This is a genomic window from Microbacterium sp. 4-7 (assembly GCF_014332665.1).
Taxonomy (GTDB): Bacteria; Actinomycetota; Actinomycetes; order Actinomycetales; family Microbacteriaceae; genus Microbacterium.
The window spans coordinates 235010-254795 of sequence record NZ_MCRH01000007.1 but is presented as its reverse complement, the minus strand read 5'-3'; the positions used below and the strand labels follow the sequence as shown (position 1 = coordinate 254795).

Below are 19786 nucleotides of genomic sequence, written 5' to 3'. Positions count from 1 at the left end.
TCCCGCTGTCTCGCCTACTTCCGGTTCGCGCGGTAGTAGGAGAGCAGCGCCTTCGTTGAGGCGTCCTGCGCGTCGATGGCCGCCTCGTCCCCGCCGATGGCCGGAGCGATCTGCATCGCGAGCTGCTTGCCCAGCTCGACGCCCCACTGGTCGAACGAGTTGATGCCCCAGATCGTGCCCTGCGTGAACGTGATGTGCTCGTACAGGGCGATCAGCTGACCGAGCACCTGCGGTGTCAGCGCGGGTGCGAAGATCGAGGTCGTCGGGCGGTTGCCGGCGAACGTGCGTGCCGCGACGAGCGCTCCGGTGGTTCCCTCGGCCTCGACCTCAGCGGCGGTCTTGCCGAAGGCCAGAGCCTTCGTCTGCGCGAGGAAGTTCGCCAGGAACAGCTCGTGCACGTCCTGCCCGCCGTCGGTCAGAGGGTAGGCCGGGTTCACGAACGCGATGAAGTCGGCCGGAATCAGCCGGGTGCCCTGATGGATGAGCTGGTAGAACGCGTGCTGGCCGTTGGTTCCGGGCTCTCCCCAGAACACCTCGCCGGTGTCGGTGGTGACCGGGGTGCCGTCCCAGCGGACCGACTTGCCGTTGGACTCCATCGTCAGCTGCTGCAGGTAGGCCGGGAACCGGCTCAGCTGCTGCGCATAGGGCAGCACCGCATGCGACTGCGCGCCGTGGAAGTTGACGTACCAGACGTTGAGCAGGCCCATCAGCACCGGGACGTTGCGCTCGAGAGGCGTAGTGCGCACGTGCTTGTCGACCGCATGGAAGCCGGCCAGCAGATCGCGGAAGGTGTCGGGTCCGAGCGCGATCGCGAGCGACAGGCCGATCGCGGAGTCGACCGAGTAGCGGCCGCCGACCCAGTCCCAGAATCCGAAGGCGTTCGCCGGATCGATCCCGAAGGCCGCGACCTTGTCGAGCGCGGTCGACACCGCCACGAAGTGGTGCGCGACGGCGTCGGTGCGGGCGTCCTCGTCGTCGGAGATGGCTCCCGAGGCCTGGAGTCCGGCCCACAGCCAATCGCGCGCCAGGCGCGCGTTGGTGAGCGTCTCGAGGGTGGTGAAGGTCTTGGACGCGACGATGAAGAGGGTCGTCTCGGGGTCGAGGTCCGCGGTCTTCTGCGCGAGGTCGGTGGGATCGATGTTCGACACGAACCGCGCCTCGATCCCGGCATCCGCATAGGGCTTGAGCGCCTCGTAAACCATGACGGGCCCGAGGTCGGAGCCGCCGATGCCGATATTGACGACGTGGGTGACGCGCTTTCCGGTGATGCCGAGCCACTCTCCGGAGCGAACTCTGGTGGCGAAAGTGCTGAGTGCGTCGAGCACGGCCTGCACGTCGGCATCCACGTCCTGTCCGTCGACGACGAGCGCGGGGGAGGAGTCGGCCGGTCGACGCAGTGCCGTGTGCAGCACGGCGCGGTCCTCGGACGTGTTGAGGTGGCTTCCCTGGAGCATCGCGGCGTATCGCTCGGCGACTCCCGTCTGCTCGGCGAGGCGCAGAAGCGCTGCGAGAACGTCGTCGGTGACGAGGTTCTTCGACAGGTCGACGTGGAGGTCTGCGAGCGGGAACGAGAATCGCTCCGCACGGTCGGCATCGGCGGCGAACCAGCCTCGCAGATCGGCGGTGATCGACTCGCGCAGCGCGGCGAGTTCGGACCAGGCGGGAGTGAGTGTCGGATCAACAGGAGCGGTCATGGATCCACGGTACTGCCGCACGCGACGTCGTGACCCCGTGATGACGTCCGCCCTCGCTCTAGGATGGGGGCGATGACCGACACGGCGCCCACGACGACCTCGGAGCGGAGGCTGCGACGCGAGATCGGCCGCCGGCTCGTGCGGGCTCCGCTCGCGGGGGGAGTGCTCCTGCTGGTGGCCGCGACGGTGTGGACGATCGCGGGCGACGACCTGAGCTTCTTCCCGTTCCTGCTCATGCTGCTCGGCGGCTGGAGCATCGCCTTCTCCTTCGTCAACGCGACGATGGACATGCGCCCGGTGCGCGCCGGCGTCGCCGTGCACCTGGGTGTCGCCGTGGTGCTGACGGCTGTGATGATCGTCGTGATCGACGCCGGGAGCGAGCTGCTCGCCGGCCTGCCCGAACCCGTGCGGGCGGTCATCGTCGTGCTGCAGATCGCCGCCGGTCCCGCCGCGGGATGGATCTGGCTGGGCCTTCTGTCGCGCGTCACAGACCGCATCGGACGGCGTGATGCCCTCAGGCGCCCGCCTCCTGTCGCACCCGAATGGGAGCGTGACGAGAACGGCGACGGATCCCACGTCCAGTTCTCCGCCCTCGACCTGCGCATGCGGGCGCTGACGGTCGCCATCGTGGCGGTGGTCCTCGTCGTCGGCACCGCGGGCACCGTGCTGCTCATCGCATTCGACGACGCGGTGATGCACATGGGCGCCCGCCTCGCGATCATCCTCACGGGCGCGGTCGTCGGACTGCCGGTCTATCTGACGCTCCGCGCCGTGCTGAGGCGACGGACGCTGTCCTGCAGCGTCGCGTTCGGCGATGACGATCTGCGCATCCGCGCCGGAAACGCGACCCACCGCATCCCCTTCCGGCAGCTGCAGCACCTCGTCTGGCGGACGCGATCGGACTACGCCCGCATCGAGGTGCGCGGCGCGGGCGTCGATCTCTCGCTGATCACCGGGCTCGCGAAGCCGCCGTCGGGCCGCACGGCCGAACTGCCCGCGCTTCCGCGTCGGGTCTTCCGACGACTCGAGCTCGCAGGGCTCGACGTGGAGCGTTCGCGCCGTGATGAGGTTGTGACGTTCTCGCCGCGCCAGAGCGCGCACGCGAGTACACGATGACACGCGCGTCGGGGTACGGTTTCCTTCATGGGAAGACTGCGATATGACGGCACTTCGGAGCCGATCCTCATCGACGACGAGACGCTCGCTCATCTGAAGGTCATCGTCGGCACGAAGCTCCGTCGCCAGGAGAGCTTCATGATGACCTGGCATCCTCGCGAAGGCGGCGACCCCGGCCGTCTCACCGTCTGGATGCACCCGGCGATCCCGCTGCAGTTCCTCTTCACCTCTCCGGACCCGCACAACATCGAGAAGGCGCGCATCGAAGAGATGATGCGCGCTCTCAACGCGACGGGCGAGCTCGTGATCGACGACTACGTGCAGCCGAAGGCTGACAGCGGGAGCGCGCCGAAGTCCTGAACTACTCCGCGGGGTATCCGTCTGCCTGGAGACTGCGGGCCAGGTGCACGGCATTGCGCACTGCCGTCGCCGTGGCCTGCGCGACCTTCTCAGGGGTCGTGGAGAGATCCTTGTAGTCGACGGTCTGCATCGCCTCGCCGTTCCAGTAGATCGACGACTGGGCGGGCAGCGAGTACCCGACGTCGTTCAGCGCCTGGAACAGGATCGCGGCGATGTGGTGGGCTCCATCCTCGTTGCCGACGATTCCGGCGATCGCGACCTTGTCGAACAGGATCGGTCGACCCGCATCGTCGGTCTCGCTCAGTTCGGCGTCGAGGCGTTCCAGCACCCGCTGCGCGACACTCGAGTGCTGGCCCATCCAGGTGGGGGTCAGGAACACGAGGATGTCGGCCGCCAGCACCTGCTCGCGCAGAGTCGGCCATTCATCGCCTTCGCCCATGTCGGTCTCGACGCCGGGACTGATCGAGTGATCGACGGCGCGCACCAGCTGGCCGGCGACTCCGTGCTCCGCGAGAGCTTGCAGGATCTGGGACCCCAGGAGGTCGCTGCTCGATTCCGCGGGAGACGGCTTGAGGGTGCAGGAGATGGCGAGGGCAGTCAGTCGTGTGCTCATCCCTGCACGCAATCACTCTCGCGGGCGATCGCCCAGGGGGTTCCGTCGCTGCCGCGTGTGCGCTAGGCGGTATCCTGGATGACGGCCGCTACGACAGGAGATCCCGTGATCCTCAGCTTCATCTTCTTCATGATCCTCTTCCTCGGAGGCATCTGGCTCATGGGGCTCGCGCAGTCGCTCGAGGACTTCCAGGCGATCGTCTTCATCGCCGGCCTGCTCATCGTGAGTCTGTCGCTCGCGTTCGTGATGCGCGCCAGCGGCTCGGCCACCCGTCGCAAGGACAACTGGTCGGGCAACGCCACCGAGTAGTCAGGCGCGTCTGGCCAGCCTCGCCTCGAGGTTGGCCTTCACCGCGGGCCACTCGGGCTCGATGATCGAGAACTCGACGCTGTCGCGCAGCGCGCCGTTGCGGTATCGGCTCATCGCGCGCATGACACCGTCCTGCTTCGCTCCCAGACGTTCGATCGCCGCCCGCGACTGGAAGTTGACCCACTGCGTCGTCAGGCCCACACGGAACACGCCGAGGTCCTCGAACGCGTGCCGGAGCAGCAGCAGCTTCGACTCGGCGTTGGTGCCGGTGCCGTGGGCCGACGGGCGATTCCAGGTGTAGCCGATGTGCAGCCGGGGGACGTCGGCCTCCAGGTCGTAATAGGACGTGAGGCCGAGGATCCGTCCTTCGGCGTCGAACGCGGTGAACGGGATCATCCCACCGGTCTCGATCAGGCCGATGCGACGGTCGATCTCGGCGGCGAGCCCGTCGGGGGAGGGCACCGAGGTGTACCACGCCTGCTTCCACAGCTCACCCTCGAGCAGCGCATCGAGGAGGCCGTCGTGATGAGACGTCTCCAGAGGTCGGAGTTCGACGAGGCGGCCGGTGAGGGTGATCGGGGCCGGAGCGGTGCGGAAGGTCATGCAGCCATTCAATCAGCGCCGCGCCGGCGTCATGTCACGCGATCGGGACGCGATGCTCCCATTGGCCCCGCCCCATCCTCGCGCCGACGTACGTGGTGTCCCCGACGCGACGCAGCAGCCGTCGATAGGCGGTCACGAGCTCGACGGTCACTCCCAGCTCGAAGGCGAGGCTGGCGGGGTGGGTGCCTCGCGCTCTCTCGGCCTCGGCGTACGCGTCGGCGTCGATCAGCAGTCGGGCCGCCCACTCATCTGCTCGGCGCTCCTGTCGCGCGCGGATCGACGAATCCGCGGTGGGGGTGTGACCGAGCATCGCGTGCCCGAGCTCGTGCGCGATCACGCTGGATGTGGCCCTCGCGCTGAGACCGGGGGTGACCCGGATGGTCGCGGTGTGCGGTTCGTAGCCGCCGGGGCGCCGACCTCGACGTTCGATGAGGTGCAGCCCGTTCTCTTCGAGCAGGCGAAGGAGGGCCTCCATGATCCTCCTCGCCGGGTGGTCGTCAGTCGTAGAGATCGTCGGTGTCGTCAGCGTGCGCGAGAGGGGACTCGAACGCGACTTCGGATTCATCCTGGCGTCGACCACGGACATCGGTGCGGGGGTGCAGGGCGGTGATCGTGGCGCCGCCGCGGAAGCCCTCGGAACGGAGCCGCTCTTCGGCACGCGTGATCACCACGTGCGGTGCGATGTCGAGGGCCGCGCTGACCGCGTACAGGATGGGAACCGGGATCGAGCGCTTGCCCGTGACGTAGTTGTCGAGAGCGCTCCTCGCGATGCCGACCTCGCGCGCCATCGCGGCGATGCTGCTTCCGGCGGCGGCGATCTCGGCGCGGAGCTGGCGGCCTACCGCCGCATTGAACTGCTCGCCCGGTGTCTTCACGTGAGTCACGATAGCACCGGCATGAAGCCAGGATGCCGTCATACTGGTGCGCTGAACGCTTGTCGCACCCCGTATGCGGCGATACTGTCTATGAATGACGACAGATGTGCGACGTGCGGTGGCGAATGCGATCGAAGAAGAACTGCGTCGCGGGGGTCGGGACACACCCTGGCTCTCCGATCGAGCGGGAATCGCCCGCGCAGCGCTCCGCAGGAAGCTCGCGGGTGAGGCCGACTTCACCGTGGCCGATCTGGCCGACATCGCGCAGGCGCTCGACATATCGGTCGCACGGCTCACGCCCTGACCGCACTAGCGTGGGGGTATGAAGACCATCCCCTTCGGATCCGCCACAGCCCCCGCCGTCGTCGCCGGAATGATGCGCATCGATGACAAGGATGATGCGCAGATCCGCGAACTGTACGACACCGCCCGCAATGCCGGCATCGACTTCTTCGATCATGCCGACATCTACGGCGGCAGCATGCACTTCTGCGAAAGCCGCTTCGCCGATGCGCTGGACCTCACGGCCGCCGAGCGCGACGAGATCGTGCTGCAGACCAAGTGCGGCATCCACCCAGCCGAGGGCACGTTCGACTTCTCATACGAGCACATCGTCCGCCAGGTCGAGGGGTCGCTCGCGGCGCTTCGCACAGACCACATCGACGTTCTCCTGCTGCACCGCCCCGACGCGCTGGTCGAGCCCGAGGAGGTCGCCAGGGCGTTCGACGAGCTCGAGGCCGCAGGCAAGGTCCGCTCGTTCGGCGTCTCGAACCACACGCCGCGGCAGATCGACCTCCTGCGCACCGCGGTCACTCAGCCCCTGGTCGCCAATCAGCTGCAGCTGTCGATCACGCACGCGCCGATCCTCGCGCAGCCGGTCGCCGCGAACATGGCAGGCGAGGACCAGAGCATCGTCCGCGACGGCGGAGGCATCGTCGAGTACTGCCGCATCAACGGCATCACGATCCAGGCATGGTCGCCCTTCCAGGGCGGCTTCTTCACGGGGGTGTTCCTCGGCAACCCCGAGTATGCCGAGCTCAACGCCGTGATCGATCGGCTGGCTGCGTCGTACGCGGTCGCACCGATCGCGATCGCGACGGCGTGGATCACGCGTCACCCCGCGAAGATGCAGGTCGTGCTCGGAACCACGACCCCGCAGCGGGTGCAGGATGCCGCTGCCGGCGCCGACATCGAGCTCACGCGCGCCGAGTGGTACGAGCTCTTCCGCGCGGCGGGTCACCTGCTCCCGTAGCAGGCGCGCGAGACGCGGGCGTCGTCTACCCTGAACACATGCCGTTCCTGTTCTCGCTCCTCGTCATCGCGCTGATGATCGGCGCGCTGGTCGACATCATCCGCCGAGACGACGCGCAGGTGAGATTCCTGCCGAAGATGGCGTGGATCATCATCGTGATCCTCCTGCCGCTGATCGGCGGTCTGCTGTGGTTCGCGATCGGCAGGGAGTACTCGGAGGCGGGTCTGCGGCTGCCCCGGATGCGGCCGGCTGCGCGCCCCGCGACCCGCCGACCCGAGCCACGCCAGGCCCCGCCGGTCGACGCTCGCAGCACGGAGCAGCAGATCGCGGATCTCGATCGTGAGATCGAGGAGTGGCGGCTGCGTCAGGAGATCGAGAAGCGCCGGCGAGACGAGGGCGACGCGTCGTCGAGCGGGGCCGCGGACACGTCGAGCTAGCCGACGCGCTCGAGATCGAAGGACTCCCGCAGGGCGTCTTCGAGGTGGGGATACGCGAACTCGAACCCGGCGAGCGTCAGCTTCTCGGGGATGACCCACCGGCTCTTGAGGATCAGCTCGGTCTCGGTGCGGATGCCGATGGCGCCGAGCTCGAGCATCCACCGAGGCATCGGCGGACCGACGCGCACCTCCAGCAACCGCCGCACGGTGGCCATGAAGTCGGCGTTGTCGGTCGGATTCGGAGATGCGGCGTTCACGGGCCCGTCGAGGGTCGGCGTGACCTCGAGGAAATCGATGATGCGGGCGACGTCCTCGACGTGCACCCAGCTGAACCGCTGTCGTCCGCGGCGTGCGCCGGGGCGGTGGCCCGTGCCCGCGGCGCGGCGTGCGCGGCTGATCGGCCAGCGCCCGTCGTGCTGCGCCCCTCCGAGGCCGAGTCGTGCCAGGTTCTTCAGCGGGCCGAGCACGCCGCCGTGGCCGAGCACGATCGCACTGCGCAGGGCCACCCGCCGCGTCCGGGGGAGGTCGTCCGCGAACAGCGCGCGCTCCCACGCCTTGGCCACCTCGACGGAGAACCCCGTGCCGATCTCGCCCGACGACTCGGTCATCGGACGCTCTTCGGCATGACGGTAGATGGTCGCCGTCGAGGAGTTGACCCACAGTGGGGGAGGATTCGCGGCCTTCGCGATGGCGGAGCTCAGCGACGAGGTCGTGTCGAGCCGCGAGCGGAAGATCGCGGCGCGGTTCTCGGGCGTATAGCGGCAGTTCACGCTCTTGCCCGCCAGGCCGATCACGAGCGACGCACCGTCGACGGCCCGATCGATCGCCGCTTGGTCTCCCCAGGAGATGTCGGCGCCGGATCGCGAGACGGTGATCACCTCCCGCCCCGCTGACCGCAGACGGGGGATCAGGTACTGCCCCATGAAGCCGGTCGATCCGCCGATCACGACGGGTCCTGCGGAGCGGGGCATCGGATCCGTCACGGGGTCTCGCTCTCGATCGCGTACTCGAAGAATCCCGTGTACTCGTAGACGCGGCCGAGCAGCGGGGCGTCGATGGTCATGTTCACGTGGTGCCGCTCGCGCTGTTCGTCCCAGCGCTCGACGAGACCGATGCGCGGACTCAGGAAGCGCGGAGCGGTGATGCGCAGCCGCCCGAACCGCATCCCGACCCGGCGGATGGTCAGCACGACGGCACCGTCACGCACGTCGATGTCGAAGGTCGTGACGACCGTGCGACGGGGGCCGATCTCGTTGCGGAGGATGCGGTTCGCGCCGAGGGAGACGACGTCGGGCATGACCCAGGTGCGTCCTGGGAGATCGAAGTGCCTGACTGCCAGCGCCTCGGCCGCGACCGTGCGGTTCTCGATGCGGAACGGGACGTCGTGTTCCCATCCGGCGAACGCGACTCCGAGGGATTCCGCGATGCGGAACACCGGCCACAACCAGCGATGGCGCGAGCCCGCGCTCGTGAACACGCCCGTGCCGACTCCGACATGCCCGTCGGGGATGGTGCGGAAGTACCAGGCGGTCTTCGGGTGGAGTTCCGAGATGCGCTCGCCGAGCGCGCGCTCGTAGGGCGACCGTCGATCAGTGCCGGGTGCTGTCACACCCTCACCCTAGCGAGAGGTCGGACGCAGCAGTCGATCGAGCAGAGCGAGTGCCTCATGCTGCGGCGCGGTGTCGTCGAGGAGCCACTGCGTCTGCAGGCCGTCGGAGGCGGCCACGACCAGGGCGGCGACGGCCTCGGCATCGACGTCCTCGCGTATGAGACCCGTGTCCTGCTGTTCTCGCACGAGCGCGGCCATGTCCGTGCGCAACCGCGCGAAGCGCGTCGTCGCGAACTCGCGGGCAGCCGGGTGCCCTTCTTCGAGTGCGGTCGCGACGAGCATGGAGTAGAGCTGGACGAGCCCGGGGACCTCGCGGTTGGTGCGCGCGGACTCGATCATCCGCTCGACCGGGGTCGCCTCGGCCGGGAGGGCGTCGGGCTGCTGGCGACCGGGCGCCGTGCTCTCCTGGTAGACCGCGACGAGCAGCTCCTCCAGCGACCCGAAGTAGTGGGTGAGGGCCGCGTGAGTGACGCCGACGGCACTGGCGATGGAGCGGAGGCTCGTGCGGTCGGCTCCGCGTGCGGCGAAGACCTCGATGGCGCGATCGAGGATTTCCTGGCGACGGGCGATGCCCTTCGCGTAGGCACCGCGCTGCCGCGGGCGATCCTGATCCTGACTCATGAGGCGAGTCTACAGATTGAAAACTTCCGCGCGGAGGTATTTGGTGATAGCGTGCTCGGACAGACGGGTGAAGGCAGCCCGCACGTCACCGACGACCGAAGGAGACCCCGTGGCGATTCAGACTTCCATCCAGCTGTTCACGATCAAGGATCAGCTCGAGACCGACCTCGAAGGCTCGCTGAAAGAGGTGGCCGCCAGAGGCTTCACCGCCGTCGAGCCCTACGACTTCGTGCGCCGGGCTCAGCCGCTCGCCGACGCCCTGTCTGCGGCGGGCCTGACCGCTCCCTCCGGCCACGCGTTCCTCGCCTCCGAGTCGTTCGTCAACCCGGACGGCAGCGGAACCACTCTTCCGGTGCCGTCGCCCGCCGAGGTGTTCGCCGCGGCGAAGGTGCTCGGCATGGGCACCGTCATCGACCCCTACACGGAGCCCGCGCGCTGGGAGTCGATCGAGCAGATCGAGGAGACCGCGCGCCTGCTCAACGAGGCGGCCGCCGTCGGCGCGACCGTCGACGTGCGCGTCGGCTACCACAACCACGCCCATGAGCTCGAGGCCGTCTTCGACGGCGTCACCGGGCTCGAGGTGCTCGCCGGCCTGCTCGACGAGCGTGTCGTGCTCGAGGTCGACCTCTACTGGGTCGCACGCGGCGGGGTCGACCCGGTCGCCCTGCTGCAGCGCCTCGGGGACCGCGTGATCGCGGTGCATGCCAAGGACGGCACGTTCGATCCCGCGCTCCTGAGCGCCTACCCGCCCGCCGATCAGGTGGCAGCCGGCGAGGGCACCGTGCCGCTCATCGAGGCCATCGCGGCCGCCCCCGCTCTCGAGCTCGCGATCGTCGAGTTCGACCACTTCGACGGCGACCTCTGGGATGCGGTCGAGCGCAGCCGCGTCTACCTCGACGAGAAGGTCGCCGGCTGATGGCGATCGGCAACGGACCCGTCGGCGTCGGGATCATCGGCGCGGGCAACATCAGCGACCAGTACCTGTCGAACCTCACGACCTTCCCCGACGTGCGCGTGATCGCCGTCGGCGATCTGCTCGAGGACCGCGCGAAGGCGCAGGCCGAGAAGTACGGCGTTCCGCGCGCGGGCGGTGTCGAGCTCGTGCTGAACGACCCCGAGATCGACATCGTCGTGAACCTGACGATCCCCGCCGTGCACGTCGAGGTGTCGGAGGCGATCCTCGCCGCCGGCAAGCACGTGTGGACGGAGAAGCCGATCGGCGTCAGCCGCGACGAGTCGCAGCGCCTGCTGCAGAGGGCGGAGGCCGCCGGTCTCCGTGTCGGCGTCGCCCCCGACACCGTGCTCGGACCCGGCGTGCAGACCGCGAAGCGCGCGATCGCCCGCGGCGACATCGGTCGTCCCCTCTTCGCCCAGACCACGTTCCAGTGGCAGGGGCCGGAGATCTTCCATCCGAACCCCGCGTTCCTGTATGCCAAGGGTGCGGGTCCGCTGCTCGACATGGGGCCGTACTACGTCTCGGCGCTCGTGCACGTGTTCGGTCCGGTGGCGGCCGTCGCAGCCCTCGGACTCCAGGGTGCTCCGACGCGCACGGTGCAGGTGGGAGAGCTCGCCGGACAGGAGTTCCCGGTCGAGATCCCGTCGACGCTGAGCGTGCTGATGGACTTCGAGCAGGGCGGACAGGCGCAGAGCCTCTACAGCACCGACTCGCCTCTGCTGCGCCAGGGCATCGTCGAGATCACGGGCACCGAGGGCACGATCGTGATCCCCGACCCCAACACGTTCGGCGGACCGATCACGATCACGCGACCGCTGTCCCGCGTGTTCGTGCCGCCGGAGCCGACCGTGCAGGACGTCGTCGACGTCGAGCAGGAGGGCGTGCTCTCGGGACGCGGCGTCGGTCTGCTGGACATGGCGCGGTCGATCGCCGCCGGCCGGACGCATGTCGCCACGGGGGAATTCGGCTATCACGTGCTCGACACGCTGCTGTCGATCGAAGAGGCCGCCGAATCGCGCAGCTTCGTGCAGGTCGAGAGCACGATCGACGAGGTGGGCTCGCTGGATGCCGACTTCGATCCCTTCGAGGCGACTCTCTGAGGTCAGCCGGTGTGGCGGCGGCGGTGCGGTCAGCGCGCCTTCGTCGCCACATAGCGGTCGACGTTCGCGGGTGAGAGCACCTCGCGGGCGACCATGATCGCGGCGCCCAGCACGGCGGCCCGGTCACCCGCCTGCGACTGCACGATGGCGAGGTGCTGGGTCGCCAGGGGGATGGATCGTCGATAGACGACCTCGCGCACCCCGGCGAGAAGGTGCTCGCCGGCGCGGGCGATGCTGCCGCCCAGCACGATGATCGACGGGTTGAGCAGATTGACGACGGTCGCGAGCACCTCGCCGACATCTCGGCCGGCCTGACGGGTCGCCTCGATCGCAGCGGCATTGCCCGAGCGGACGAGGTCGACCACATCTGCGGGACTGTGCGCCGCAAGCCCGGCCTCCCGCAGAGCTGCGGCCAGCGCCGACCCGCTCGCGAGCGCTTCGAGGTCGCGCTCGTCGCCGGGCTCCCTCGTCGAGCCTGCGCCGCTCGGCACCTGGACGTGCCCCAGATCGCCGGCCGATCCCTGCGCGCCGCGCTGCAGCTGTCCGCCGGCGATGATGCCGGACCCGATGCCGGTCGAGACCTTGACGAACACGAGGTCGTCGACGTGCGGCCACGTGGTGGCGTGCTCGCCGAGCGCGAGGATGTTCACGTCGTTGTCGACGAGCACCGGCACGTCGAACGTGCGCTGCACGTAGGCGGGGATGTCGAAGCGGTCCCAGCCGGGCATGATCGGCGGGTTGGTCGGTCGCCCGGTCGAATGCTCGACGGGACCCGGCACGCCGATGCCCACCCCGAGCAGCGGGATGCCGGCAGCGCGGGAGGCCTCGAGGAGAGCGCCCGCATCGTCGAGGATCAGATCGAGGAGGCTCTCGGGCCCGTCGCCGATGTCGATCGTGCGGGTGCGCGAGTCGAGGATCACGCCGGCGAGATCGGCGACGGCACTGGTGGCGTGAGTGGCACCGAGGTCGACGGCGAGCACGACTCCGGCACGGGAGTTGAAGGCGAGTCGCGCAGGCGGTCGGCCGCCCGTCGAGACCGCTTCGCCTGCCGGTCGCAGGAGGTCGGCGGCGAGCAGGGCATCGACCCGCAGCGCGACGGTCGACCGCGCGAGACCCGTGATGGTCGCGAGCTCGGCTTTGGTGCGGGCGGTGCCGTCGCGAAGGATCTGGAAGATCTCGCCCGCCCCGGGATTCGCTGCCGCGGCGGTGCGGAGTGCGTCGACCATTGCGTCAGTAAACCACAGACTTGCGCCATCGCTCGGTCGACTTCCGATTCGTTACAAAGAACTTTTGACGAATACCTAGCAAAAGTCGAGGAGCCGTGTCAGACTCACCGCCATGACAACGGATGTCACAGACACCGGTCTCGGGACGATCCGAGTCGGCATCCTCGGCGGGGGATTCATGGCTCGCGTGCATCGCACTGCGGCCAGGGACGCGGGAGGCGAGTTCCGCGCCGTCGCCACCGGCTCCGTCGCGGGCGGGCGTCAGGCCGCAGGCGAACTCGGTGCCGGGCGCGCTGAGGCCGATGCCGCCGCTCTCCTCGCGTCCGATGACATCGACGTCGTCCACATCTGCACCCCCAACGCCACGCACGCCGGCCTTGCGCTGCGCGCACTCGAATCCGGCAAGCATGTCATCTGCGAGAAGCCCCTCGCCACGAACGCGGCGGACGCCCGTGAACTCGCACGGGTCGCCGGATCTCTCGGCCGCGTCACCGCGGTTCCCTTCGTCTACCGCTACCACCCGATGGTGCGGGAGGCGCGGGCCCGCGTCGCCCTGGGCGGCATCGGGGAGCTCCTCACCCTCGACTGCTCGTATCTGCAGGACTGGATGCTCCTCTCCACGGACGATGACTGGCGGGTGCGGTCGGCATCCGGCGGGGCATCCCGGGCGTTCGCCGACATCGGCTCGCACCTCTGCGACCTCATCGAGTTCGTGACGGGCCAGCGGATCCGGTCGCTGAGCGCCCGCACCCGCCGGGTGTTCGCCGAGCGAGCCGGACGGGCGGTCGACACGGAGGACATCGTCGCGATCCTCGTCGAGACCGAGTCCGGTGCCCTGGGCACCCTGCTCGTCTCGCAGATGGCCGCCGGACGCAAGAACGCCCTGACTCTCGAACTCCACGGGACCAGGCAGACCCTGCGCTTCGAGCAGGAGCGCCCGGAGGAGCTGTGGATCGGCATGAGAGAGGAGTCCCGGCTGCTCCTGCGGGACCCCTCCACCGCATCGCCCGACTCGGCTCGTCTGCAGCGGGTGCCCTCGGGGCATGCAATGGGCTATCAGGACGCGTTCAACGGCTTCATCGCCGACGTGTATGCGGCGATCGGCGGCGCGACCCCCGACGGGCTGCCCACGTTCGAGGACGGTGTCCGCTCGGCGGTGCTCACCGAGGCGGTCCTCGCCTCGGCGGCCGCGGACGGACGATGGACGGAGGTGGCGGCATGACCGCGACGATCACACAGCCGGTGCTCGAGGTCTCGGGCATCCGCAAGTCGTTCTTCGGAGTGGAGGTGCTGAAGGGCATCGACTTCGATGTGCGTCCCGGGGAGGTGCACGGACTCGTCGGCGAGAACGGCGCGGGCAAGTCCACGCTCATGAAGATCATCGCCGGGGTGCAGCCCGCCGACGACGGCGTGGTGCGCTACCGCGGCGCGGAGGTGCGGCACGCGCACCCGCGGCAGGCGATGGATGACGGCATCGTGACCGTCTTCCAGGAGTTCACGCTGCTGCCCGAGCGCACGGTCGCGCAGAACGTGTATCTCGGACGTGAGCCCCGACGCGGCGGCTTCGTCGATCAGAAGGCGATGATCCGCCGCACCGGCGAGCTCCTCGCCGACCTCGGCGTCTCGTTCATCGACCCGCAGGCCCGGGTCGGTTCGCTGACCGTCGCCGAGCAGCAGATCGTCGAGATCGTCAAGGCGCTGTCGTTCGAGGCGCAGGTCATCTCGATGGACGAGCCCACCGCCGCGCTGAGCGACCGCGAGGTCGAGCTGCTGTACGCGATCATCCGCCGGCTCACGTCTCGCGGGGTGGCGGTGATCTACGTCTCGCACCGGCTCAAGGAGATCTTCGACCTGTGCGACCGCATCACGATCCTCAAAGACGGCGCTCTGGTCTCGACCGATGAGACGAGCGCCCTGACGACCGACGAACTCGTGCGCCGAATGGTCGGCCGATCCATCCAGTCGTACTACCCGGATGCCGTGGCCGGCACCGTCGTCGGCGAGCCGCGGCTCGAGCTCGACGGCTGCGGCAACGCCTTCGTCGACGGCGTCTCGCTCACCCTCCGCGCCGGGGAGATCGTCGGGATCGCCGGGCTCCAGGGGTCCGGACGCACCGAACTGGTCGAGGGGATCTTCGGCATCGACCCGTTCGTGCGGGGCTCGATGCGGGTCGACGGCTCATCCACGCGCATCACGAGCGCCAGGGCGGCGGTGCGCGCGGGACTCGCCCTCGTCTCGGAGGATCGCAAGGCCCAGGGACTGGCGCTCGGGCAGTCGGTGCTCGACAACACCCTGCTCGTGATCCGCAGCGTCTTCACCGCTCGCACCGCCTCGTCCCGTCGAGAGGTGCCCGGGGTGCTCAGCTCGCTGGAGATCAGCTCCCGCGGTCTCGACCAGGAGGTGCGCTTCCTCTCGGGCGGCAACCAGCAGAAGGTCGTGCTCGCCAAGTGGCTGCTCACACGGCCGCAGATCGTGCTCTTCGACGAGCCGACCCGCGGCATCGACGTCGGTGCGAAGTACGCGGTGTACCAGCTCATGCGCGACCTCGCGGCGCAGGGCAAGGCGGTGCTGATGGTGTCGAGCGAGCTGCCGGAGGTGATCGGCATGAGCGATCGGATCCTCGTGATGCACGACGGCGAGCTGGTCGCCGAGCTGCCGGCGGGTTCCGCGGAGCACGAGATCCTCGGCGCAGCCACGGGCGCGACGGTCGACGGGGGTGCACGATGAAGAGACTTCGGATCGACTCGACCGTCATCGTGCTCGGGATCCTCATCCTGACGCTCATCGTCGGCGCCATCCTCGTCGGCACCGTCGGTCGCAACTTCTTCAGCCCCGGCAACATCCGTGACATCCTCACCGGCATGAGCGTCCTCGGGCTCGTCGCGATCGGGCAGACCCTCGTGGTGCTGGGCGCGTCGCTCGACCTGTCGGTGACCTATGTCGTGAGTCTGTCGAGCCTCCTGGCGGCGACGATCATGAACGGCAACCCCGGGAACATCCCGGCCGCGGTCTCGATCACTCTGCTCGTCTGCGCCGGGATCGGTCTGGTCAACGGACTCATCGTCACCGTGCTGAAGGTCAACGGGTTCATCGCGACGCTCGGCGTGGGGCTGATCCTGCAGGGGATCCTGAACACCAACTTCGAGGGCTCGGCGGGCAGCGTGCCGTGGGAGTTCCAGCTCATCGGCGCCACCGGAGTCGGGCCCGTGCCGGTGTCGACGATCATCATGATCGCGCTCGCCGTCGTCGTCTGGCTGCTGCTGAACCGCACGCGCACCGGCGCCCACCTGTATGCGGTCGGCGGCGACCCCGAGATCGCGCGCCTGTCGGGGGTGCGCACCCGCCCGCCGCTGATCGCCGCGCACGTGCTGTGCTCCGTCTTCGCGGGCCTCGCCGGCCTGCTGCTCGCCAGCCGTCTCGGCGTCGGCAGTCCCACGGTCGGCCAGCAGGGCGGCTACGCGCTGCTGTCGATCGCAGCCGTCGTGCTCGGAGGCACCCTGCTGCTCGGCGGACGCGGTTCGATCTGGGGTGCCATCGGTGGCGTCGCCATCCTCGCGGTCGTCGACAACGTGATGAGCGTCATGCAGGTCAACCCGTTCCTGAAGGACGTCGTCCGCGGCGTGGTGATCGTCGCCGCGGTGGCCGTCTACAGTCGTCGGTCGATCGTCAGTCGCCGTCCGCGCTTCGGCGCCGGCGGCACGAGAACCGGGGGAGACGACGCCGCCAAGGCGGCCGAGTCCGAGATGGCGGCCGCAGCATCCGAACTCGCCGATACGAGCACCGTTCCGGAAGGAGGCCGGTCGTGAACGCTCTGCGCACACTCGTGAGCCCTCGGGGCGCGGTGTTCCTGCTGCTGGTGATCCTGCTCGTCGCGGTCATGATCCTCAACCCGAGCTTCGCGGAGCCGGGGCAGTTCATGAGGTTCATCCAGCGCGTCGCACCGATCGCCATCGTCGCGATCGGCCAGTACTTCGTCATCATCGCGGGCGAGTTCGACCTGTCGCAGGGCTCGCTGATCACCGCGCAGGTGATCGTCGCCGGCAACCTCGTCGGGCAGGACGACTCCCGCACCGTGCCCGTGCTGCTGCTCATGATCGTCTTCGGGGTGGTCGTCGGACTCGTGAACGGCGTCATCACCACGCTGCTCAAGGTGCCCTCCTTCATCGTCACGCTGGGCATGATGCTCGCCCTTCTCGGCGGCGTCATGTGGTGGACCGGGGGAGCGGCCACGGGCAACCCGGCTGACAGCTTCCGCGAGATCGGCCGTGGCGGCATCCGTGACGTGCCGGTGCTCGAGTTCATCCCCTGGGCGGTGTTCATCCTGATCGGGTGGCTCGCGCTGGGCATCTGGATCACCAAGCGCCCGCTCGGCAAGCTCCTCATCGCGGTCGGCGACAACTCGACCGCGGTCGACTTCGCCGGGGCGCGCAGCGCCTGGGTGACGACACGGGCGTTCGTGATCTCGTCGCTCTCGGCCACGCTCTCCGCCGTGCTGCTCGTCGGGTACGCCGGGGTGCATCCCTCGGTCGGCCGCGGCTACGAGTTCGTCGCCATCACCGCCGTCGTCCTCGGCGGGGTCGTGCTCGGCGGAGGCCGGGGATGGATCGTCGCGGCGGCGGCGGGAGCCTTCGCGCTCGAGGCCCTCTTCATGCTGCTGAACATCGCGGGGGTCCCTTCGACGCTGCGAGACGCCGTGCAGGGCGTGATCATCATCGCCGCAGTGGCGTACTCCGCGGTCGCCTTCCGGGCACGGCGCCGGCGAGGCCCGCAGTCGTCTCCGGACGTTCCGCTCACAGAGACCTCAGAACCCGTAACAACCAGCACCATCCACACAGAAACCAGAGGAGATTAGCAATGCGACGATCGATGAAGATCGCCACCGCAGGGGTGGCTCTCTTCGGCCTCATCGCGCTCGCCGGGTGTACGACAGACCCGTCCGTGGCGCCGGCGGAGTCGGAGAACCCGGAGGAGTCGACCGAGACCACCGAATGGTTCGACCAGGAGCTGTTCGACAAGCAGATGGAGGAGCGGGGTGTCGAGCCCCAGGGGCCGGCGACCGAGCCGTATCTCCAGCACATCAACGCCGAGATGGTCGACACGTCGGAGTTCGCCAGCGAGGGGCCCAAGAAGGCCTGCTTCGCGAACGCCTCGATCTCGAACCCGTGGCGGCAGACGGGCTGGATCACGATGAACGAGCAGCTCAAGTCACTGCAGGAGGCCGGTGCGATCAGCGAGATGGAGACCCGCGACGCGCAGGACTCGGATGACACGCAGATCGCCGACATCGACTACTTCATCTCCGAGGGCGGCTGCGACGTCTTCCTCATCTCGCCCAACAGCACCGCGGCGATGACGCCGGCCGTCGAGCGCGCATGCGAGACCGGCAAGCCGGTGATCGTGTTCGACCGCGGCGTCGACACCGACTGCCCGGTCACGTTCATCCACCCGATCGGCGGATTCGCGTGGGGCATCGACACGGCCGAGTTCCTCATCGACAACCTCGAAGAGGGCGACAAGGTCGTGGCGCTGCGCATCCTCCCCGGAGTCGACGTGCTCGAGCACCGGTGGGCCGCTGCGGAGAAGCTCTTCGACGAGGCGGGGATCGAGGCCGTGGACTACTTCACGGGCGCCGACCCCGCGGAGATCAAGAGCATCATCAGCGACGAGCTCGCCAAGGGCGACGTGCAGGGAATCTGGATGGATGCCGGTGACGGCGCTGTCGCCGCGATCGAAGCCTTCGAGGATGCCGGCGCCGACTACCCGGTGATGACCGGCGAGGACGAGATGAGCTTCCTCCGCAAGTGGAAGGACACGGGTCTCACGGGCCTCGCCCCGGTGTACTCGAACTTCCAGTGGCGCACGCCGCTGCTCGCCGCGCAGATGATCTTCGCCGGCGAAGAGGTTCCGAAGGAGTGGGTGCTCCCGCAGAAGCCGATCACCGAAGCAGAGCTCGACGACTACCTCGCCGCCAACGAGGGAATGCCGGACGGGCACTACGCGAAGTTCGGCGGGGAGAACCTTCCCGGTTACCCGACCGTCTGGCAGGAACGCCAGATCCCGTAACCCGCGGTGATGCTCCCACCCTTCCCCTCTGCGCCTCGCGGATGGGAGGGTGGGAGCACTCGCGTCATCCCCGAAGGAGCAGGATGCCTCGCACGATCGCCGTCAACACGTGGGTGTGGACGTCTCCACTGACCGACGCGACTCTCGAGCCGCTCGCGCGGAAGGCGGCGGGGATGGGGTATCAGGCGCTCGAGCTTCCGCTCGAGAGCGTCGGGGACTGGGATCCGTCGCGAGCCCGCGACGTGCTCGACGACTTCGGCCTCGCTTCGATCGTCGTCGGGGCCATGGGCCCGCGGCGCTCGCTGCTCGCGCAGGCCGGTGATGTCGGGGCCACACAGGACTACCTGCGCTCGTGCATCGCGGCGGCCGCGACGCTCGGCTCCGCGGTGGTCGCCGGTCCCTTCTACGCACCCACCGGGGCTACCTGGCGGATGTCCGTCGAGGACCGTTCGCGAGTGGTGCGCGAGCTGCGCACGAACCTCGAGCCGGTCGCGGCCGAGGCCGCCTCCGCCGGGATCACCCTGGCCGTCGAACCGCTCAACCGCTACGAGACGAGCGTGCTCAACACGGTCGAGCAGAGCCTCGACGCGCTCGCACCGCTGCTCGGCGCAGGCGTCGGGCTCGCGCTCGACACCTACCACCTGAACATCGAGGAGAAGAAGCCCGCGGAGGCCATCCGCGCGGCGGGCTCGGCGATCGCGCACGTGCAGGTGTGCGGCAGCGATCGGGGCGCCGTGGGCGACGACCACACGGACTGGCCGGAGATCCTCCGGGCCCTCGACGATGCGGACTATCGAGGGCCGCTCGGGCTGGAGAGCTTCACGGGCGAGAACGCGACGATAGCCGTCGCCGCATCCGTCTGGCGACCACTCGCGGCGAGCCAGGACGCGCTCGCCGCCCGCAGCATCCAGGCGCTGAGAGCGCTCGGCACCTGACCCGTCACGCGATACGAA

23 protein-coding genes are annotated in these 19786 nt (G+C 68.9%); 14 read left to right on the top strand and 9 right to left on the bottom strand.

All coding sequences use genetic code 11. The features are described 5' to 3' along the window. Positions 1–14 precede the first annotated feature (14 nt). Entirely contained in the window at positions 15–1694 is a 1680-nt protein-coding gene (gene pgi / locus BEP68_RS15810) for a glucose-6-phosphate isomerase (protein WP_187250544.1), read from the bottom strand. 72 nt (positions 1695–1766) lie between these two features. On the opposite strand from pgi, the gene BEP68_RS15805 reads away from it, so the two are divergent. After that, positions 1767–2810, top strand: coding sequence for a hypothetical protein (locus BEP68_RS15805; RefSeq protein ID WP_187250543.1), 1044 nt, complete (start codon positions 1767–1769; stop codon positions 2808–2810). Positions 2811–2837: 27 nt separating this feature from the next. Beyond that, entirely contained in the window at positions 2838–3170 is a 333-nt protein-coding gene (locus BEP68_RS15800; protein ID WP_053097194.1) for a hypothetical protein, read from the top strand. Between the two features lies 1 nt (position 3171). Here the strand turns inward: BEP68_RS15800 and BEP68_RS15795 are convergent, their stop codons facing one another. After that, the gene (locus BEP68_RS15795) at positions 3172–3783 is read right to left on the bottom strand and encodes a flavodoxin family protein (protein ID WP_187250542.1); all 612 of its coding nucleotides are present in this window, start codon (positions 3781–3783) and stop codon (positions 3172–3174) included. Positions 3784–3888: 105 nt separating this feature from the next. Between BEP68_RS15795 and BEP68_RS15790 the strand changes: the two genes are divergently transcribed. Further along, complete coding sequence (locus BEP68_RS15790) at positions 3889–4092, top strand: hypothetical protein (protein ID WP_053097189.1); 204 nt, start codon at positions 3889–3891, stop codon at positions 4090–4092. On the opposite strand, the gene BEP68_RS15785 is transcribed toward BEP68_RS15790, so the two are convergent. From BEP68_RS15785 to BEP68_RS15775, 3 genes are read right to left on the bottom strand one after another with little or no spacing between them, the layout of a single operon-like run. After that, positions 4093–4695, bottom strand: coding sequence for a GNAT family N-acetyltransferase (locus BEP68_RS15785; protein ID WP_053097187.1), 603 nt, complete (start codon positions 4693–4695; stop codon positions 4093–4095). Positions 4696–4729: 34 nt separating this feature from the next. Further along, complete coding sequence (locus BEP68_RS15780; protein WP_072591589.1) at positions 4730–5170, bottom strand: ImmA/IrrE family metallo-endopeptidase; 441 nt, start codon at positions 5168–5170, stop codon at positions 4730–4732. Between the two features lie 22 nt (positions 5171–5192). Then, the gene (locus BEP68_RS15775) at positions 5193–5570 is read right to left on the bottom strand and encodes a helix-turn-helix domain-containing protein (RefSeq protein WP_232224461.1); all 378 of its coding nucleotides are present in this window, start codon (positions 5568–5570) and stop codon (positions 5193–5195) included. A 94-nt stretch (positions 5571–5664) separates the two neighbouring features. Here BEP68_RS15775 and BEP68_RS15770 point away from each other — a divergent pair, with 94 nt between their 5' ends. From BEP68_RS15770 to BEP68_RS15760, 3 genes are read left to right on the top strand one after another with little or no spacing between them, the layout of a single operon-like run. Then, positions 5665–5874: a helix-turn-helix domain-containing protein gene (locus tag BEP68_RS15770; RefSeq protein WP_053097185.1), complete on the top strand. Its 210-nt coding sequence runs from the start codon at positions 5665–5667 to the stop codon at positions 5872–5874. An 18-nt stretch (positions 5875–5892) separates the two neighbouring features. Next, positions 5893–6822 (top strand): aldo/keto reductase family oxidoreductase, encoded by a 930-nt coding sequence (locus BEP68_RS15765; RefSeq protein WP_187250541.1) that lies wholly within the window; start codon positions 5893–5895, stop codon positions 6820–6822. Between the two features lie 38 nt (positions 6823–6860). Further along, positions 6861–7259 (top strand): PLDc N-terminal domain-containing protein, encoded by a 399-nt coding sequence (locus tag BEP68_RS15760; RefSeq protein WP_053097181.1) that lies wholly within the window; start codon positions 6861–6863, stop codon positions 7257–7259. Here the strand turns inward: BEP68_RS15760 and BEP68_RS15755 are convergent. Genes BEP68_RS15755 through BEP68_RS15745 form a run of 3 tightly spaced genes read right to left on the bottom strand, consistent with a single transcriptional unit; the run spans position 7256 to position 9489 of the window. Further along, positions 7256–8230, bottom strand: a complete 975-nt coding sequence (locus BEP68_RS15755) for an epimerase (protein WP_053099193.1) — start codon at positions 8228–8230, stop codon at positions 7256–7258. The genes BEP68_RS15760 and BEP68_RS15755 overlap by 4 nt on opposite strands. 8 nt (positions 8231–8238) lie before the next feature. After that, positions 8239–8868 carry a DUF4166 domain-containing protein gene (locus BEP68_RS15750; protein ID WP_187250540.1) on the bottom strand — a complete coding sequence of 210 codons (630 nt, stop codon included), beginning with the start codon at positions 8866–8868 and terminating at the stop codon, positions 8239–8241. A gap of 9 nt (positions 8869–8877) precedes the next feature. Then, positions 8878–9489, bottom strand: a complete 612-nt coding sequence (locus tag BEP68_RS15745) for a TetR/AcrR family transcriptional regulator (RefSeq protein ID WP_056279948.1) — start codon at positions 9487–9489, stop codon at positions 8878–8880. 109 nt (positions 9490–9598) lie between these two features. Between BEP68_RS15745 and BEP68_RS15740 the strand changes: the two genes are divergently transcribed. Together BEP68_RS15740 and BEP68_RS15735 are read left to right on the top strand one after the other, a co-directional pair. Beyond that, a complete protein-coding gene (locus BEP68_RS15740; protein ID WP_187250539.1) occupies positions 9599–10405 on the top strand; it encodes a sugar phosphate isomerase/epimerase family protein in 807 nt (268 codons plus the stop codon). Further along, positions 10405–11544, top strand: a complete 1140-nt coding sequence (locus BEP68_RS15735; RefSeq protein ID WP_053097175.1) for a Gfo/Idh/MocA family protein — start codon at positions 10405–10407, stop codon at positions 11542–11544. Before BEP68_RS15740 ends, BEP68_RS15735 begins: the two co-directional genes overlap by 1 nt. 29 nt (positions 11545–11573) lie before the next feature. Here BEP68_RS15735 and BEP68_RS15730 read toward each other — a convergent pair whose 3' ends face one another. After that, a complete protein-coding gene (locus BEP68_RS15730; protein ID WP_187250538.1) occupies positions 11574–12770 on the bottom strand; it encodes an ROK family transcriptional regulator in 1197 nt (398 codons plus the stop codon). Positions 12771–12882: 112 nt separating this feature from the next. On the opposite strand from BEP68_RS15730, the gene BEP68_RS15725 reads away from it, so the two are divergent. The 6 genes from BEP68_RS15725 (at position 12883) to BEP68_RS15700 (ending at position 19768) form a co-directional block, all read left to right on the top strand. Further along, positions 12883–13992: a Gfo/Idh/MocA family protein gene (locus BEP68_RS15725; protein WP_187250537.1), complete on the top strand. Its 1110-nt coding sequence runs from the start codon at positions 12883–12885 to the stop codon at positions 13990–13992. After that, complete coding sequence (locus BEP68_RS15720; RefSeq protein ID WP_187250536.1) at positions 13989–15497, top strand: sugar ABC transporter ATP-binding protein; 1509 nt, start codon at positions 13989–13991, stop codon at positions 15495–15497. Before BEP68_RS15725 ends, BEP68_RS15720 begins: the two co-directional genes overlap by 4 nt. Beyond that, the gene (locus tag BEP68_RS15715; RefSeq protein WP_187250535.1) at positions 15494–16576 is read left to right on the top strand and encodes an ABC transporter permease; all 1083 of its coding nucleotides are present in this window, start codon (positions 15494–15496) and stop codon (positions 16574–16576) included. Before BEP68_RS15720 ends, BEP68_RS15715 begins: the two co-directional genes overlap by 4 nt. Then, positions 16573–17622: an ABC transporter permease gene (locus BEP68_RS15710; RefSeq protein ID WP_056279958.1), complete on the top strand. Its 1050-nt coding sequence runs from the start codon at positions 16573–16575 to the stop codon at positions 17620–17622. Before BEP68_RS15715 ends, BEP68_RS15710 begins: the two co-directional genes overlap by 4 nt. Before the next feature lie 14 nt (positions 17623–17636). Continuing rightward, on the top strand, positions 17637–18833 hold the full coding sequence (locus tag BEP68_RS15705; protein ID WP_372984213.1) for a substrate-binding domain-containing protein: 1197 nt from the start codon (positions 17637–17639) through the stop codon (positions 18831–18833). Positions 18834–18916: 83 nt separating this feature from the next. Then, positions 18917–19768, top strand: a complete 852-nt coding sequence (locus BEP68_RS15700) for a sugar phosphate isomerase/epimerase family protein (RefSeq protein ID WP_187250534.1) — start codon at positions 18917–18919, stop codon at positions 19766–19768. Positions 19769–19786 lie beyond the last annotated feature (18 nt).